The sequence below is a fragment of the Kitasatospora sp. NPDC004531 genome (genome assembly GCF_053602195.1).
Genome location: NZ_JBSGDD010000085.1, coordinates 1 through 12,629 on the forward strand (window position 1 = coordinate 1; position 12,629 = coordinate 12,629).

The following is a 12,629-nucleotide window of genomic DNA, read 5'->3' on the forward strand; positions in this document are numbered from 1 at the left end:
ACAACCTCACCGGCGAGGGCGAGGGCGACGACGAGCAGATCAAGGTGAACCTGGCCGGCGTCCCGGCCGACGTGGCGAAGATCGTCTTCCCGGTGGCGATCTACGACGCCGCCGCCCGGGGCCAGAGCTTCGGCCAGGTCCGCAACGCCTTCATCCGCGTCGTCAACCAGGCCGGCGGCGCCGAGATCGCCCGCTACGACCTCTCCGAGGACGCGGCGACCGAGACCGCGATGGTCTTCGGCGAGCTGTACCGCAACGGCGCCGAGTGGAAGTTCCGCGCCATCGGCCAGGGTTACGCCTCCGGCCTGGCCGGCATCGCCCAGGACTTCGGCGTCAACGTCTGACCCGCACCGGTCGGCGACCGGCCGGCCGGCCCCGAACCCCACGCATCCGAGGAGAACCGAGAAGTGACCAGGCGCAGGATCGCCACCGCCCTCCCCGCCCTCGCGCTCGCCGCGCTGCTGATCGCGCCGGGGGCCGCCGCGGCGGCGCCCGCCGCCGGGGCCGTCCGTCCGCAGGCCGTCGCCCAGCAGGCCGCCCCCGCACTGCCGCCCCTGGCGGTGCACGGGGACCGGGCGGCGCAGGCTCCGGCCGCGCAGCTGGCGTCCGGCGACAAGCACGAGAAGAAGAAAAAGAAGGGCGGCTTCTTCAAGAAGCTCGGCATAGCCGCCCTGATCGTCATCGTGCTGCTCGTCCTCCTCGTGATCGGACTGGTGGTGGCCCTGGTCCTCGGCCTCCGGGCCCTCTTCCGCCGCCGCCGGACCTCCTGACCCCGGGGGCGGACCCGACCGGGCGACCGGACGGGCCGCCCCTGCGGGCGCGGCGACGGCACGTGTGCGCACACGTGCGCCCCTCGGCGGGCCCTACGATGGGCGGATGGACAACCGCGCACCGGTCGCAGCTGCGTCCCATTCGCACCGGCACACCGGCGGCGAGCGCCTCGACGTCGCCGCGTCCGTCCTCGCGCTGCTCGCCGACCGCACCCGGCTGGCGCTGCTGGAGCGGCTGGGCCGGGGCGAGGCCGACGTCACCACGCTGGTCGAGGCCACCGGCGCGGCCCGGCCCTCGGTCAGCCAGCACCTGGCCAAGCTCCGCCTCGCCGGGCTGGTCGCCACCCGCAAGGACGGCCGACGGGTCGTCTACTCGCTGCGCCACGGCCACCTGCGCCGCCTGGTCGACGAGGCCCTGAACGTCGCCGACCACCAGATCGCCGCACTTCCCCCGCACGACTGACCGCGCCCGCCGGGCCCGGCCCACTCTTCCGGCGCGAATACGTGCATTCATGCGCACATGTTGAATACGATGGGGCGGTCGAGCCATCTTCGAGCCGGGGACGGGCCATGCTTTCCGTGCTGCGCGACCGCACCTACCGCCACCTGTTCGCCGCCCAGGCGGTCGCTCTGGTCGGCACCGGCCTGGCCACCGTCGCCCTCGCGCTGCTCGCCTACGACCTCGCCGGGGCGGACGCGGGCGCGGTCCTGGGCACCGCGCTGGCGATCAAGATGGTCGCCTACGTCGGCGTCGCGCCGGTCGCCGTCGCCCTGGCCGGACGCCTGCCGCGCAGGGCGCTGATGGCGGCGCTGGACCTCACCCGCGCGGGCGTCGCCCTCGCGCTGCCGTTCGTCACCGAGGTCTGGCAGGTCTACCTGGCGGTGTTCCTGCTGCAGGCCGCCTCCGCCGCGTTCACGCCGATCTTCCAGGCCACCGTCCCGCAGGTGCTGCCCGCCGAACGCGACTACACCGACGCGCTGTCGCTGTCCCGCCTCGCCTACGACCTGGAGTCGCTGTTCAGTCCCGCGCTCGCCGCCGCCCTGCTGACGGCGGTCTCCTACGACTGGCTGTTCACCGGCACCGCGGCCGGCTTCCTCGCCTCCGCCGCGCTGGTGGTCTCCGCCGTGCTGCCCAAGGCCCCGCCCGGCGGGCACGCCGGGGGCGTCCGCCGGGGCGCGGTGTTCGGCACCCGGCTGTTCTGGGCCACGCCGCGCCTGCGGGCCCTGATCGCCCTGGACCTCGCGGTCGCCGCCGCCGGGGCGCTCGTGTTCGTCGACACCGTCGTCGTGGTCCGCGAGCACTTCCGGCTCCCGGCCGGGGCGGTCTCGCTCGCGCTGGGCGCCTTCGGGGCGGGCTCGATGCTCGCGGCGCTGCTGCTGCCCCGGCTGCTGGCCCGCACCGGCGACCGCGCCGTCATGCTGCCCGCCGCGCTCGCGCTGCCCGCGGTCCTCGCCGGCGCGGCCGCCGTCACCGCCGCCGCGCCCGGCACCGCCGCGTGGATCGCCCTGCTCGCCGCCTGGGCGCTGATCGGCGCGGCCGGCTCCGCCGTGCTGACCCCCGGCGGCCGGGTGGTGCGCCGCTCCGCCGCCGACGCCGACCTGCCGACCGCCTTCGCCGCCCAGTTCTCGCTGTCGCACTCCTGCTGGCTGCTCACCTACCCGCTGGCGGGCCGGCTCGCGGCCGGGGCCGGGCTCCCCGTCACCGCGCTCGTCCTCGGCGCGATCGCGCTGGCCGCCGCCCTGGCCGCCCGCGCCCTGTGGCCGCGCCACGACCCCGACACCCTCCCGCACACCCACACCGGCCTCCCGGCCGGCCACCCCCACCTGGCCGACGCCCACCCCCTCGGCGGCGACGCCGGGGCCTGGGGCCACGACCACCACTACGTCATCGACCGTCACCACCCGCGCTGGCCCCGACCCGCCTGACCTCCCGAACGGGACAGCCGGCGCAGCGCGAGCGCGCACAGCAGCGCCGCCGCGCCCGCGATCGCCAGGGCGGGCGCCCGGGCGGGCCCGTCGGCGAGCGCCCACAGGCCGCCCGCGGCGCTGACGACGCTGAGCAGGGCGACGGCGGCGGCGAGCAGCCGGGGGCGGTGGCCGAACCGGGCGACGGGGCCGGGGGCGCGGTCGAGGCGCCGGTCGAGGCGCGGGGCCTCCGCGCGCAGGTGGCGTTCGATGTCCGCGAGGAGGTGTCGCTCCCGCGCGGTCAGCGGGCTGCTCATGACGGGGTCGCCGCCTTCCTCGAAGGGGGCTGCGGGGTGTCGTTCCCCCGTCTGCCCCGCTTCGCCCCGTTCGAAAAAGGCGGCGTTCCCTTCCCCCCTCGGGTGTCGACGCCCGTCACCCCCCGATTCGGGGCGTCGACACCCGGGCCATCGGGACGCATCGTCCCCCCGAGTCCCGGTGGCCCTGCCGCGCCGGTCTCCCGGCGACAGGAAGATCGTCGCAGTTCGGGCCGGGTGCGCACATTGCCAGGATGCGGCAATCTTGACGGCTCGTTGACGCCCGATCCGCGCACCCGCCCCGGAACCGCAGTGGCGTTAGAGCGGCTGGTGCGGCCAGCCCAGCAGGCGGGCGCCCATCGCGGCGGTCTCCAGGGTGTAGCGGTGCAGTGCGTCGCCGGGGTCGTAGCCGGTCAGCGCCTTGATCCGGTCGGCGCGGTAGCCGAGGGTGCGGACGCTGACGCCCAGGCGGCGGGCGGCCTCCGCGGTGACGTAGCCGGCCTCGGCCTGGGCGGCGATGGTCTCCAGCAGCGGCCCGGCCCCGCCGCGGGCGGCGGCCAGCGGGCCGAGGACGGTGCGCACCAGGTCCGCCATCGCGGCGCGGTCGCGCATCAGCACCGGGAAGACCAGCAGTTCCTCGGCGTTCAGCAGGTCGGCGGGCAGGTCGAGGCGTTCGGCGAAGTCCAGGGCGTCGAGCGCCTCCTCGTAGCTGCGCACCACGCCGCCCGCGCCGGAGTGCCGGCGCCCGGTGGCGACCCGGCGGGCGGGCGGGTAGCCGGGGCCGGGGCGCAGCGCGAGGCGGGCGAAGGCGTCGAGGACGGCCTGTTCGCTCTCGGGGGCGACGCAGACCAGGCGGCCGTCCTTGGTGGTGAGCAGGACGTCGCGTTCGCCGAAGCGGCCGGTGAGTTCGCGTTCCACCCTGCGCACCACGGGGTCGACGTGGCCGTAGGGCCGGGGGGCCTGGGCGACGGCGACGGCGTGGGTGCGGGCCAGGCGCAGGCCGAAGCGTTCGGCGCGGGCGGCGAGGGTGCCGAGGTCGCTGCGGCCGTAGAGCAGGTCGTCGACGAATTCGCGGCGGGCGGCCTCCTCCTGGCGGACCGCCAGGCGCTGGGCGCGTTCGTGGCCTTCGCCGAGGGCGGCGAGGGCGGTCTCGGCGGCGGTGAGCAGCGCTTCGCCGACCTGGCGCAGTTCGGCGACGGTGGTGGCGCCGGCGGTGCCGGGCAGGGTCGGCCAGGCCTTGCGCGCGGCTTCCATGCAGTGCGCGACGAGTTCGCGCAGTCCCTGGCCGGCCTCGGCGCCGTGTTCGCCGAGGGTCCGCAGGGATTCGATCTCGGGGCGGGTGAGCCGCCGTCCGGAGCGCGAGACGTCGGCGAGTATCGCGACGTACCGGGTGCGGAGTTCTTCGGCGGCCGTCCGCTCGGGCATGTTCGACACTCCTTCACCGCCTGTTCGACGGCGGCATCCTAGCGATCGGCGGGCGGTGGCGGGCGACAGTTGTTCGGGCCCGTACGATGGGCGGCTGCGGCGTGCGGTTTCCCGGTGGTGCGCCCTGGTGAGGGAGGTTCCGCGATGACGCCTGGCGGCGGCGCTGCGCGCTGGGCGGTGCTGGTGGGCTGCTGGGCGGCGTTCGGGGTGGCGGCGGGGGTGCTGGCCGGGCACGACTGGGGCCCGTTCGGGTTCGAACGGGCGCTGCTGGACTGGTGCGTGGCGCACCGGCCGGGTGTCGCGGTGTCGGCGGCGACGGTGGTGACGGCGTGCGGGGCGGCGCCGCTGCCGGCCCTGCTGGCGCTGGCGGCGGGGGTGCTGACGGCGCGGCGGGTGCGCGGGCCGGTGGCGGTGCTGTTCCTGGCGCCGTCGGTGTGGCTGCTGCTGGGCCAGGGTCTGCGCCAGCTGCTGATGCACGCCTTCGGGCGGCCGCGTCCGCCGCTGGCCGACCGGGCGGTGCACGCCTCGGGTTTCGCGTTCCCGTCGGGGCACGCGTTCACGGCGGCGGCCGCCGCGGGGCTGCTGGCGCTCGCGGTGGCGCTGGCCCGGCCGGCCTCGGCGCGGGCAGCGGCGGTCGGTGCGCTGGTGTTCGCGGGGGCGGTCGGGGCGAGCCGGGTGTACCTGGGGGTGCACTGGGCACTGGACGTGCTGGGTGGCTGGCTGTTGGCGGCGGGGTGGCTGGCGCTGGGTACGCTGATCGCCCGGGCGGCGTCGCGAAAGTGGCTCTGGGCTGCGGGAACGTCGACCGCGCGGGCGGGCGTTGAGGGGCCGTAGGGTCGGTTCGCGCAGGTCCGTAGGGTCGGTTCGCGCAGGTTTCGGCACGGTCGCGTCCGTGCCGCACGTTCGAGGAAGGGTGTCGTAATGGCTCAGGTTGTGCGGGGTGTGATCGCGCGGGCGAAGGGCGCGCCGGTGGAGGTCGTGCCGGTGGTGGTGCCCGATCCGGGGCCGGGCGAGGCGGTGGTGAAGGTGCAGGCGTGCGGGGTGTGCCACACCGACCTGCACTACCGGGAGGGCGGGATCAACGACGAGTTCCCGTTCCTGCTGGGCCACGAGGCGGCGGGTGTGGTGGAGTCCGTCGGCGAGGGCGTCGACAGTGTCGCGCCGGGTGACTTCGTCGTCCTCAACTGGCGTGCGGTGTGCGGTCGTTGCCGGGCGTGTCGGCGGGGCCGGCCGCAGTACTGCTTCGCCACGCACAACGCGAAGCAGAAGATGACGCTGGAGGACGGCACCGAGCTGTCGCCGGCGCTGGGCATCGGCGCGTTCGCGGAGAAGACGCTGGTCGCGGCGGGCCAGTGCACCAAGGTCGACCCGGCGGCCTCGCCGGCCGCGGCGGGCCTGCTGGGCTGCGGCGTGATGGCCGGTCTGGGCGCGGCGATCAACACCGGCCAGGTGGGTCGCGGCGACAGCGTCGCGGTGATCGGCTGCGGCGGTGTCGGCAACGCCGCGGTGATGGGCTCCCGGCTGGCGGGCGCCTCGCGGATCATCGCGGTGGACGTGGACGACCGCAAGCTGGTCACCGCCCGTGCGCTGGGCGCCACCCACACCGTCAACTCGCGGGAGACCGACGCCGTCGAGGCGATCCGGGAGCTGACCGGCGGCAACGGCGCGGACGTGGTGATCGACGCGGTGGGCCGCCCCGAGACGTACAAGCAGGCGTTCTACGCCCGTGACCTGGCGGGCACCGTGGTGCTGGTTGGCGTGCCGACGCCGGAGATGACGCTGGAACTGCCGCTGCTGGACGTGTTCGGCCGGGGCGGCGCGCTGAAGTCCTCCTGGTACGGCGACTGCCTGCCGGAGCGGGACTTCCCGATGCTGATCGACCTGTACCTGCAGGGCCGGCTGGACCTGGACGCGTTCGTCAGCGAGACCATCCCGCTGGACGGCGTCGAGGAGGCGTTCGCCCGGATGCACCGCGGCGAGGTGCTGCGCTCGGTGGTGGTGTTCTGATGGCGGCCCGGATCGAACAGCTGGTCACCTCGGGCGAGTTCAGCCTGGACGGCGGCACCTGGCAGGTCGACAACAACGTGTGGCTGGTCGGCGACGACCGCGAGGTGGTGGTGATCGACGCCGCGCACGACGCGGACGCGATCGCCGCGGCGGTGGCGGGCCGCACGCTGCTGGCGATCGTCTGCACGCACGCGCACAACGACCACATCGACGCCGCCCCGGAGCTGGCCGCCCGCACCGGCGCGCCGATCCTGCTGCACCCGGACGACCGGGTGCTGTGGCAGCGGACCCACCCCGACCGGGAGCCCGACGGGGAGCTCGCCGACGGGCAGCGACTGGCCGTCGCGGGCGCCGAGCTGACGGTGCTGCACACCCCGGGCCACAGCCCGGGCGCGGTCAGCCTGTACGCGCCGTCGCTGGGCACCGTGTTCACCGGCGACACCCTGTTCGCGGGCGGCCCGGGCGCGACGGGGCGGTCGTTCTCCGACTTCCCGACCATCGTCGACTCGATCCGCGAGCGGCTGCTGACGCTCCCGGCGGAGACCGTGGTGCGCACCGGCCACGGCGATTCGACGACGGTCGGCGCGGAGGCCCCGCACCTGGCGGAGTGGATCGCCCGCGGCCACTGACGGCCCGCCGCCCCCGACCGACCCGCCGCCCCCGACTCCGGTCCGGGGCGGCGGTCCCGTTCCGGCTGTCCATCGTTTGTCGAACGGCCCGGCCTACCGTCCCCTCACCCGGTCGGCGACGCGAGGGCGTCGCCGCGGGAGTGCAGCAGGGGGGAACGACAGTGAAGAAGAGATGGGTCGGCGCCTTGGTGGCGGGCGCCGCACTGGCCGCCACCGTCACCGCGGCCGCGCCCGCCGGCGCCGCGGTGCCGCAGGGCTGGGCGCACCTGCAGAACGTCGGCACCGGCCAGTACCTGGACGACTACGCCCACAACACCGCCCAGGGCGCACCGGTGTACACGTACGCGCAGACCGGCCAGTCCAACCAGTGGTGGTGGGTGGCCAACAGCGCCGGCGACACCGTCACCTTCTCGTCCTACGAGACGCAGCAGTACAGCAGCATGGCCAAGTGGTGGTACCGCAATCTGACCCGCGACGGCGCCGACCGCGGCGTCCTGGGCCCGCAGCAGCTGTGGACCGCCAACATCGGCTTCGGCGGGCTGCCCGGCGAGGAGCGCTGGTACTACGTGGCCGGCGACGCCGGGACGTACATCCACTCCGCCGCGTGGAACGGCGACTGCCTGACCGCCCACGCCTGGGGCCAGGTGACGGTGGAGAGCTGCCGCACCGGCGACCACGACCAGCAGTGGAACGTCCTGTACAGCTGACCCCCGGGAGGGAAGCCCCACCGTGAAGAACCTCCGAAGGATCCTGACCGCCGCCGGCGTGTCGCTGTCCGTGCTGGCGGGCGCGTTCGCCGTGCAGGCGCCCGCGCAGGCCGCCGTGCCGCAGGGCTGGGTGCACGTGGTGAACGTCGGCACCGGCCAGTACCTGGACGACTACGCGCACAACACCGCCCAGGGCGCGCCGGTGTACAGCTATCCGCAGACCGGCCAGTCCAACCAGTGGTGGTGGGTGGAGAACAACGACGGCAACACCGTCACCTTCTCCTCCTACGAGACCCAGTACAACAACGGCATCGGCGGCTGGTGGTACCGCAACCTGACCCGCGACAGCGGCAACGGCGGCGTCCTCGGCCCGCAGCAGCGCTGGCAGACCGACACCCACTTCGGCCACCTGCCCGGCGAGGAGCGCTGGTACTACGTGGCCGGCGACGCCGGGACGTACATCCACTCCGCCGCCTGGAACGGCGACTGCCTGACCGCCCACGCCTGGAACCAGGTGACGGTGGAGAGCTGCCGCACCGGCGACCACGACCAGCAGTGGCTGATCAACTACAACTGACCCGCCGGAAGGGAAGTCCGACCGTGAAGAACGTCCGAAGGATCCTCACCGCCGCAGGCGTGTCGCTGTCCGTCCTGGCCGGCGTGTTCGCCGCGCAGGCGCCCGCGCAGGCCGCCGTGCCCCGGGGCTGGGTGCACGTGCTGAACATGGGCACCGGCCAGTACCTGGACGACTACGCCCACGACGTCAACATGGGCGCCCCGGTGTACACGTACCAGCAGACCGGGCAGTCCAACCAGTGGTGGTACGTCACCATGACCTCCGCCAACCAGGTCGTCCTCTCCTCCTGGGAGACGGAGAAGTGCACCGACGGCTGGTGCACCACCAAGAGCTACCGGAACCTGCGCCGCGGCTTCGACAACCGGGGCGAGCTGTCCGAGTACAACCCCTGGTACGACCCGTACGACAACACCGGTTCCAGGTCGCGCTGGTGGTACGCGGCCGGCGACGTCGGCACCTACATCCACTCCGCCGACGGCGACCAGGGCTGCCTGACCGCGCACGCCGGGAGCCAGGTGACGATCGAGGGCTGCCGCACCGGCGACCGCGACCAGCAGTGGACGGTCATCTACGCCTGATCGCCGAAGCGGACGGCGGCCAGCCGCTCGCGGGAGGCCGTGTCGGCGAGCAGCACGGACGCCGCGCCCGGGAATGCCGCGAGGCCCTCGTGTTCGACGGAGGCGAGCAGGGCGGTCAGGCCGCGCACGTGGTGGCGGAAGGTGCCGGGGGCGGCGGTGCGGGCGCGGGCGTGCTGCCCGGCGAGGGCCTGTTCGGGGCGGACGGCGAGCAGCACCACGTGCAGTTCGCGTCCGCCCCGGCGGGCCCAGTGCGCGAGGGCGCGGCGCATCCAGCGGCGGCTGCCGCAGTCGTGCACCAGCAGCGGCCCGGGACGGCGCAGCGCGGCGCGGATGCGCAGCAGGTGCAGGGTGCGCACGACGGGCCGGTAGAGGGGGTAGGGGACGCGGGCGGGCACGGCGGCCTGGGCGGCGAGGCGGCTGGTGCGCGGATCGAGGACGGGGGCGCGGCCGTCCCAGCGGTGCAGCAGGGTGCTCTTGCCGCTGCCGGGGAGTCCGGCGACCACCACGGCGGCGTGGGGCCCGTAGCGGACGGTCAGCGGCGGGCCGTCCTGTCCGCGCAGGTCGTGGACGCCGCGCGGGGCGAGCTGCATCGGGGGGCCTCCATGCGTCGAACCGTCCCGCCGGGGTGCCGGGCGGGACGGTTCGGCAGCATAGCGGTCAGCCCTCGGTGATCCGGATGGCGCCGGAGGGGCAGGCCGCGGCGGCGTCCTCGACGGCGGAGCGCAGGTCGGCGCCCGGGCGGGCGTCGAGCAGCAGGACGATGCCGTCCTCCTCGCGCTGGTCGAACACCTCGGGGGCGTGGCGGACGCACTGTCCGGCGCCGCAGCAGCGGTCCTGGTCGACGTGGATGGTCACGGTTCCTTCTTTCACGGGGCCGCCGGCGGTGGTCGGCGGGGTGGCGGTCACCAGGCGACCTGGAGTTCGTGGACGCCGTAGATCAGCATGTCGTGGCGGAAGGGGACGTCCTCGAAGGGCACGGCGAGCCGCAGGTCGGGCAGGCGGCGCAGCAGGGTCTCCAGGGCGATCTCCAGTTCGAGGCGGGCGAGCGGCTGGCCGAGGCACTGGTGGACGCCGAAGCCGAAGGCGAGGTGGTGGCGGGTGTCGCGGGTGAGGTCGAGGGCGGCGGCGTCGGGGTAGCGCTCGTCGTCCCAGTTGGCGGCGTTGATCTGGAGGACGACGCCTTCGCCGGCCTTGATCGTGGTGCCGCCGATCTCGACGTCCTCGACGGCGACCCGGACCAGGCCGGTCTGCACGATGGAGAGGTAGCGCAGGAGTTCCTCGACGGCGGCGGGCACGGCCTCGGGGTGGGCGCGCAGGTGGGCGAGCTGGTCGGGGTTGCGCAGCAGGGCGAGGACGGACAGCGCGGTCATGTTGGCGGTGGTCTCGTGGCCGGCGATCAGCAGCAGCCGGCCCATCGCGCCGATGTCCTCGATCTCGAGTTCGCCGCGCTCGACGAGGCGGCTGAGGATGCCGTCGTCGGGGTTGTCGCGCTTGGCGGCGGTGAGGGTGTCGATGTATTCGGTGAGGCGGTCGCTGGCGGCTATCACCTCCTCGGTGCTGGAGCCGCGGTGCAGCAGGGTGCGGCTGCACTCCTGGAAGAAGTCGTGGTCCTGGTAGGGGACGCCGAGCAGCAGGCAGATCACCAGCGAGGGCAGCGGCAGCGCGAACTCCTCGACCAGGTCGGCCTGGTGGCGTCCGTCGGTCATCCGGTCGATCAGTTCGTCGGTGATCCGCTGGATCTCGGGGCGCAGGGTGGCGGTGCGGCGCATCGTGAAGTCGCCGGTGAGCATGCGGCGCTGCCGGCCGTGCTCGGGGTCGTCGAGCCGGATGAAGGTGGGCCTGAAGTTGACGAACTGGCGGCCGGCCTCGGTGACGAACGGGAAGCCGGGGTTGGCCGGGTCGGAGCTGAAGCGGTTGTCGGCGAGGGCGGCGCGGACGTCCTCGTGCCGGGTGAGCAGCCAGGCCGGGGTGCCGTCGTAGAGGGCGACGCGGCTGATCGGCTCGTCGCTGCGGGCCTGCTGGTAGGCGGGCGGCGGGGCGAAGGGGCAGGTTCCGCGCGGGGCGGGGTGGGTGGTGGGAGAGGTTTCGGCGGCGGTGGCCATCTGGTGCTCCCTTCCCGGAGCTGGGCCGGCGGTGGCGTCGGCGGGGGGCCTGCGACTGCGCGCGACCCGGGCAGTTGAGTGCCTCGGGCAACTAACTCAACGTCACGCTAACTCGCGGTCCGTGGCGGCGGAAAGGGTGATCGGGGCCGTACCGGCATTCTGTCCGGAATCCGGCGACGCGGGTGCGCCCGGCCGGAGGCCGGCACCCCTGCCGACCAGGCGTGTCCATGCCGGTCAGTGCGGACAGATCATCCTTGCGGCCGATCGAGAACGGGCCACGGCCTCACACCCACAGCGCCTGGGCGACCGCCCACCCCGTGAACGCCGCCCCGAGCCCGGCGACCACGCTGCCCGCCGCGTTCATCACCGCGTACAGCCGGGCCCCGCTCTCGGCCAGCCGCAGCGTCTCGTACGAGAAGGTGGAGTAGGTGGTCAGCGCCCCGCAGAAGCCGGTGCCGAGCAGCAGTTGGAGCTGCGAGCCGGCCGCGCCGGCGGCGACCGCGCCGGTCAGCAGGCCCAGCACCAGGGAGCCGCAGACGTTGACGGCGAACGTCCCCCACGGGAAGACGGTGTCGTGCCGGGCCTGCACCGCCCGGTCGGTCAGGTAGCGCAGGGGGGCGCCGACGGCCGCGCCGACGATCACCAGCAGCCAGTTCACTCCGCCTCCCCCGGGGCGTCGGCGGGCCGCAGCACCTCGCACGCGTCGAGGGTCACCAGGCAGCGCTCCAGCAGCTCGTCCAGCTGCGGCAGGAAGGCCCGGATCCGCTCCTCGCGGTCGACGATCACGATCGCCACCGGCAGGTCGTCGCCGAGCGACAGCAGCCGGGTGGTGTGCACCAGCGCGGAGCCGCCGAAGCCCTCGATGCCGCGGAAGACGCTGGCGCCGGCCAGTGCGGCGGCGTGCGCGCGGTGCACGATCTCGGCGTACAGCGGGCGGTGGCGCCAGCGCTCGTCCTCGCCGGTGAACACCGTCAGGCGCAGCGCGGGTTCGGTCCGTACCGTCATCGGGTCCTCCGTCCGATCGCGCGGCGGGCGATCGCCGCGCCGGCCCAGACCGCGAGCAGCGCGGCGAGCAGGGTGGCGGCCAGGTAGCCGAGGGCCGCCCCGGCCCGGCCGGCCAGCATCAGGCGCTGGACGTCGACCGCGTAGGTGGAGAAGGTGGTGAATCCGCCGAGCACGCCGGTGCCGAAGAACGGCCGCACCAGGCGGTGGGCGCGCCAGGCCTCGGTGAGCACCGTCAGGAACGCGCCGATCACGGCGCAGCCCGCCACGTTGATCAGCAGGGTCGGCCAGGGGAAGCCGTCCGGGGGCGTCGGCCAGGCCAGCGCGATCGCGTACCGGGCGCACGCGCCGAGCACGCCGCCGACGGCCACCACGCCGATCACGGAGGCCAGTTCGCGGTCCGGTCCGGGCCGTTTCGGGCGGGGTTCGAGGTCGGGGTCGACGGGGTCGGCCGCCGTCGGCTGCGGGCTCTCCACGGGTACACGTCTCCTACTCGCACGGCGCCCGGGAGCGCCGGGCGCGCCACTCGTACAAGCAGGGACCGTTGGCGGCGCCTTCGCCGCGGTTCTGGTCCGGCGGGCCCCACCGCCGTCGGGCGCCCCGGGGGCGCCGC

18 protein-coding genes are annotated in these 12,629 nt (G+C 74.8%); 10 read left to right on the plus strand and 8 right to left on the minus strand.

What is annotated here, in order from left to right:
* The 4 genes from ACWEMJ_RS27010 to ACWEMJ_RS27025 all read left to right on the plus strand — a co-directional run.
* The coding region (locus ACWEMJ_RS27010) for a TerD family protein (RefSeq protein WP_452139728.1) at positions 1 to 344 on the plus strand (344 nt) is incomplete at its 5' end.
* 63 nt (positions 345 to 407) lie between these two features.
* On the plus strand, positions 408 to 770 hold the full coding sequence (locus ACWEMJ_RS27015; protein ID WP_452139729.1) for a hypothetical protein: 363 nt from the start codon (positions 408 to 410) through the stop codon (positions 768 to 770).
* 106 nt (positions 771 to 876) lie between these two features.
* The gene (locus tag ACWEMJ_RS27020) at positions 877 to 1,233 is read left to right on the plus strand and encodes an ArsR/SmtB family transcription factor (protein ID WP_452139730.1); all 357 of its coding nucleotides are present in this window, start codon (positions 877 to 879) and stop codon (positions 1,231 to 1,233) included.
* Between the two features lie 107 nt (positions 1,234 to 1,340).
* The gene (locus tag ACWEMJ_RS27025) at positions 1,341 to 2,696 is read left to right on the plus strand and encodes an MFS transporter (protein ID WP_452139731.1); all 1,356 of its coding nucleotides are present in this window, start codon (positions 1,341 to 1,343) and stop codon (positions 2,694 to 2,696) included.
* Here the strand turns inward: ACWEMJ_RS27025 and ACWEMJ_RS27030 are convergent.
* Both ACWEMJ_RS27030 and ACWEMJ_RS27035 read right to left on the minus strand, forming a co-directional pair.
* Positions 2,666 to 2,992, minus strand: a complete 327-nt coding sequence (locus tag ACWEMJ_RS27030; protein ID WP_452139732.1) for a DUF3040 domain-containing protein — start codon at positions 2,990 to 2,992, stop codon at positions 2,666 to 2,668. The two genes, ACWEMJ_RS27025 and ACWEMJ_RS27030, sit on opposite strands and share 31 nt — an antisense overlap.
* Positions 2,993 to 3,307: 315 nt before the next feature.
* Positions 3,308 to 4,414, minus strand: coding sequence for a PucR family transcriptional regulator (locus ACWEMJ_RS27035; RefSeq protein ID WP_452139733.1), 1,107 nt, complete (start codon positions 4,412 to 4,414; stop codon positions 3,308 to 3,310).
* A 144-nt stretch (positions 4,415 to 4,558) separates the two neighbouring features.
* Between ACWEMJ_RS27035 and ACWEMJ_RS27040 the strand changes: the two genes are divergently transcribed.
* The 6 genes from ACWEMJ_RS27040 (at position 4,559) to ACWEMJ_RS27065 (ending at position 8,912) form a co-directional block, all read left to right on the plus strand.
* Positions 4,559 to 5,248, plus strand: a complete 690-nt coding sequence (locus ACWEMJ_RS27040) for a phosphatase PAP2 family protein (RefSeq protein ID WP_452139734.1) — start codon at positions 4,559 to 4,561, stop codon at positions 5,246 to 5,248.
* An 87-nt stretch (positions 5,249 to 5,335) separates the two neighbouring features.
* Complete coding sequence (locus ACWEMJ_RS27045) at positions 5,336 to 6,421, plus strand: S-(hydroxymethyl)mycothiol dehydrogenase (protein WP_452139735.1); 1,086 nt, start codon at positions 5,336 to 5,338, stop codon at positions 6,419 to 6,421.
* On the plus strand, positions 6,421 to 7,050 hold the full coding sequence (locus ACWEMJ_RS27050; protein ID WP_452139736.1) for an MBL fold metallo-hydrolase: 630 nt from the start codon (positions 6,421 to 6,423) through the stop codon (positions 7,048 to 7,050). The genes ACWEMJ_RS27045 and ACWEMJ_RS27050 overlap by 1 nt, the downstream gene beginning before the upstream one ends.
* 161 nt (positions 7,051 to 7,211) lie before the next feature.
* Complete coding sequence (locus tag ACWEMJ_RS27055; protein ID WP_452139737.1) at positions 7,212 to 7,757, plus strand: RICIN domain-containing protein; 546 nt, start codon at positions 7,212 to 7,214, stop codon at positions 7,755 to 7,757.
* A 22-nt stretch (positions 7,758 to 7,779) separates the two neighbouring features.
* Positions 7,780 to 8,334: an RICIN domain-containing protein gene (locus tag ACWEMJ_RS27060; RefSeq protein WP_452139738.1), complete on the plus strand. Its 555-nt coding sequence runs from the start codon at positions 7,780 to 7,782 to the stop codon at positions 8,332 to 8,334.
* A 23-nt stretch (positions 8,335 to 8,357) separates the two neighbouring features.
* Positions 8,358 to 8,912 carry an RICIN domain-containing protein gene (locus ACWEMJ_RS27065; RefSeq protein ID WP_452139739.1) on the plus strand — a complete coding sequence of 185 codons (555 nt, stop codon included), beginning with the start codon at positions 8,358 to 8,360 and terminating at the stop codon, positions 8,910 to 8,912.
* On the opposite strand, the gene ACWEMJ_RS27070 is transcribed toward ACWEMJ_RS27065, so the two are convergent.
* The 6 genes from ACWEMJ_RS27070 to crcB (ACWEMJ_RS27095) all read right to left on the minus strand — a co-directional run bounded on the left by ACWEMJ_RS27070 (position 8,903) and on the right by crcB (ACWEMJ_RS27095) (position 12,492).
* Complete coding sequence (locus ACWEMJ_RS27070) at positions 8,903 to 9,502, minus strand: AAA family ATPase (RefSeq protein WP_452139740.1); 600 nt, start codon at positions 9,500 to 9,502, stop codon at positions 8,903 to 8,905. The two genes, ACWEMJ_RS27065 and ACWEMJ_RS27070, sit on opposite strands and share 10 nt — an antisense overlap.
* A 67-nt stretch (positions 9,503 to 9,569) precedes the next feature.
* A complete protein-coding gene (locus tag ACWEMJ_RS27075; RefSeq protein WP_452139741.1) occupies positions 9,570 to 9,767 on the minus strand; it encodes a ferredoxin in 198 nt (65 codons plus the stop codon).
* Between the two features lie 47 nt (positions 9,768 to 9,814).
* Positions 9,815 to 11,014, minus strand: a complete 1,200-nt coding sequence (locus ACWEMJ_RS27080) for a cytochrome P450 (RefSeq protein ID WP_452139742.1) — start codon at positions 11,012 to 11,014, stop codon at positions 9,815 to 9,817.
* A gap of 283 nt (positions 11,015 to 11,297) precedes the next feature.
* Complete coding sequence (gene crcB, locus ACWEMJ_RS27085; protein ID WP_452139743.1) at positions 11,298 to 11,672, minus strand: fluoride efflux transporter CrcB; 375 nt, start codon at positions 11,670 to 11,672, stop codon at positions 11,298 to 11,300.
* Positions 11,669 to 12,019, minus strand: coding sequence for a DUF190 domain-containing protein (locus tag ACWEMJ_RS27090; protein WP_452139744.1), 351 nt, complete (start codon positions 12,017 to 12,019; stop codon positions 11,669 to 11,671). The genes crcB (ACWEMJ_RS27085) and ACWEMJ_RS27090 overlap by 4 nt, the downstream gene beginning before the upstream one ends.
* Positions 12,016 to 12,492, minus strand: coding sequence for a fluoride efflux transporter CrcB (crcB, locus tag ACWEMJ_RS27095; protein ID WP_452139745.1), 477 nt, complete (start codon positions 12,490 to 12,492; stop codon positions 12,016 to 12,018). Before crcB (ACWEMJ_RS27095) ends, ACWEMJ_RS27090 begins: the two co-directional genes overlap by 4 nt.
* Between the last annotated feature and the right edge of the window lie 137 nt (positions 12,493 to 12,629).

Bases quoted from the DNA above. Each gene is read 5' to 3' on its own strand.
- ACWEMJ_RS27020 (WP_452139730.1), top strand. From the start codon at position 877: ATGGACAACCGCGCACCGGTCGCAGCTGCGTCCCATTCGCACCGGCAC.
- ACWEMJ_RS27025 (WP_452139731.1), top strand. From the start codon at position 1,341: ATGCTTTCCGTGCTGCGCGACCGCACCTACCGCCACCTGTTCGCCGCC.
- ACWEMJ_RS27030 (WP_452139732.1), bottom strand. From the start codon at position 2,992: ATGAGCAGCCCGCTGACCGCGCGGGAGCGACACCTCCTCGCGGACATC.
- ACWEMJ_RS27035 (WP_452139733.1), bottom strand. From the start codon at position 4,414: ATGCCCGAGCGGACGGCCGCCGAAGAACTCCGCACCCGGTACGTCGCG.
- ACWEMJ_RS27040 (WP_452139734.1), top strand. From the start codon at position 4,559: ATGACGCCTGGCGGCGGCGCTGCGCGCTGGGCGGTGCTGGTGGGCTGC.
- ACWEMJ_RS27045 (WP_452139735.1), top strand. From the start codon at position 5,336: ATGGCTCAGGTTGTGCGGGGTGTGATCGCGCGGGCGAAGGGCGCGCCG.
- ACWEMJ_RS27050 (WP_452139736.1), top strand. From the start codon at position 6,421: ATGGCGGCCCGGATCGAACAGCTGGTCACCTCGGGCGAGTTCAGCCTG.
- ACWEMJ_RS27070 (WP_452139740.1), bottom strand. From the start codon at position 9,502: ATGCAGCTCGCCCCGCGCGGCGTCCACGACCTGCGCGGACAGGACGGC.
- ACWEMJ_RS27080 (WP_452139742.1), bottom strand. From the start codon at position 11,014: ATGGCCACCGCCGCCGAAACCTCTCCCACCACCCACCCCGCCCCGCGC.
- ACWEMJ_RS27090 (WP_452139744.1), bottom strand. From the start codon at position 12,019: ATGACGGTACGGACCGAACCCGCGCTGCGCCTGACGGTGTTCACCGGC.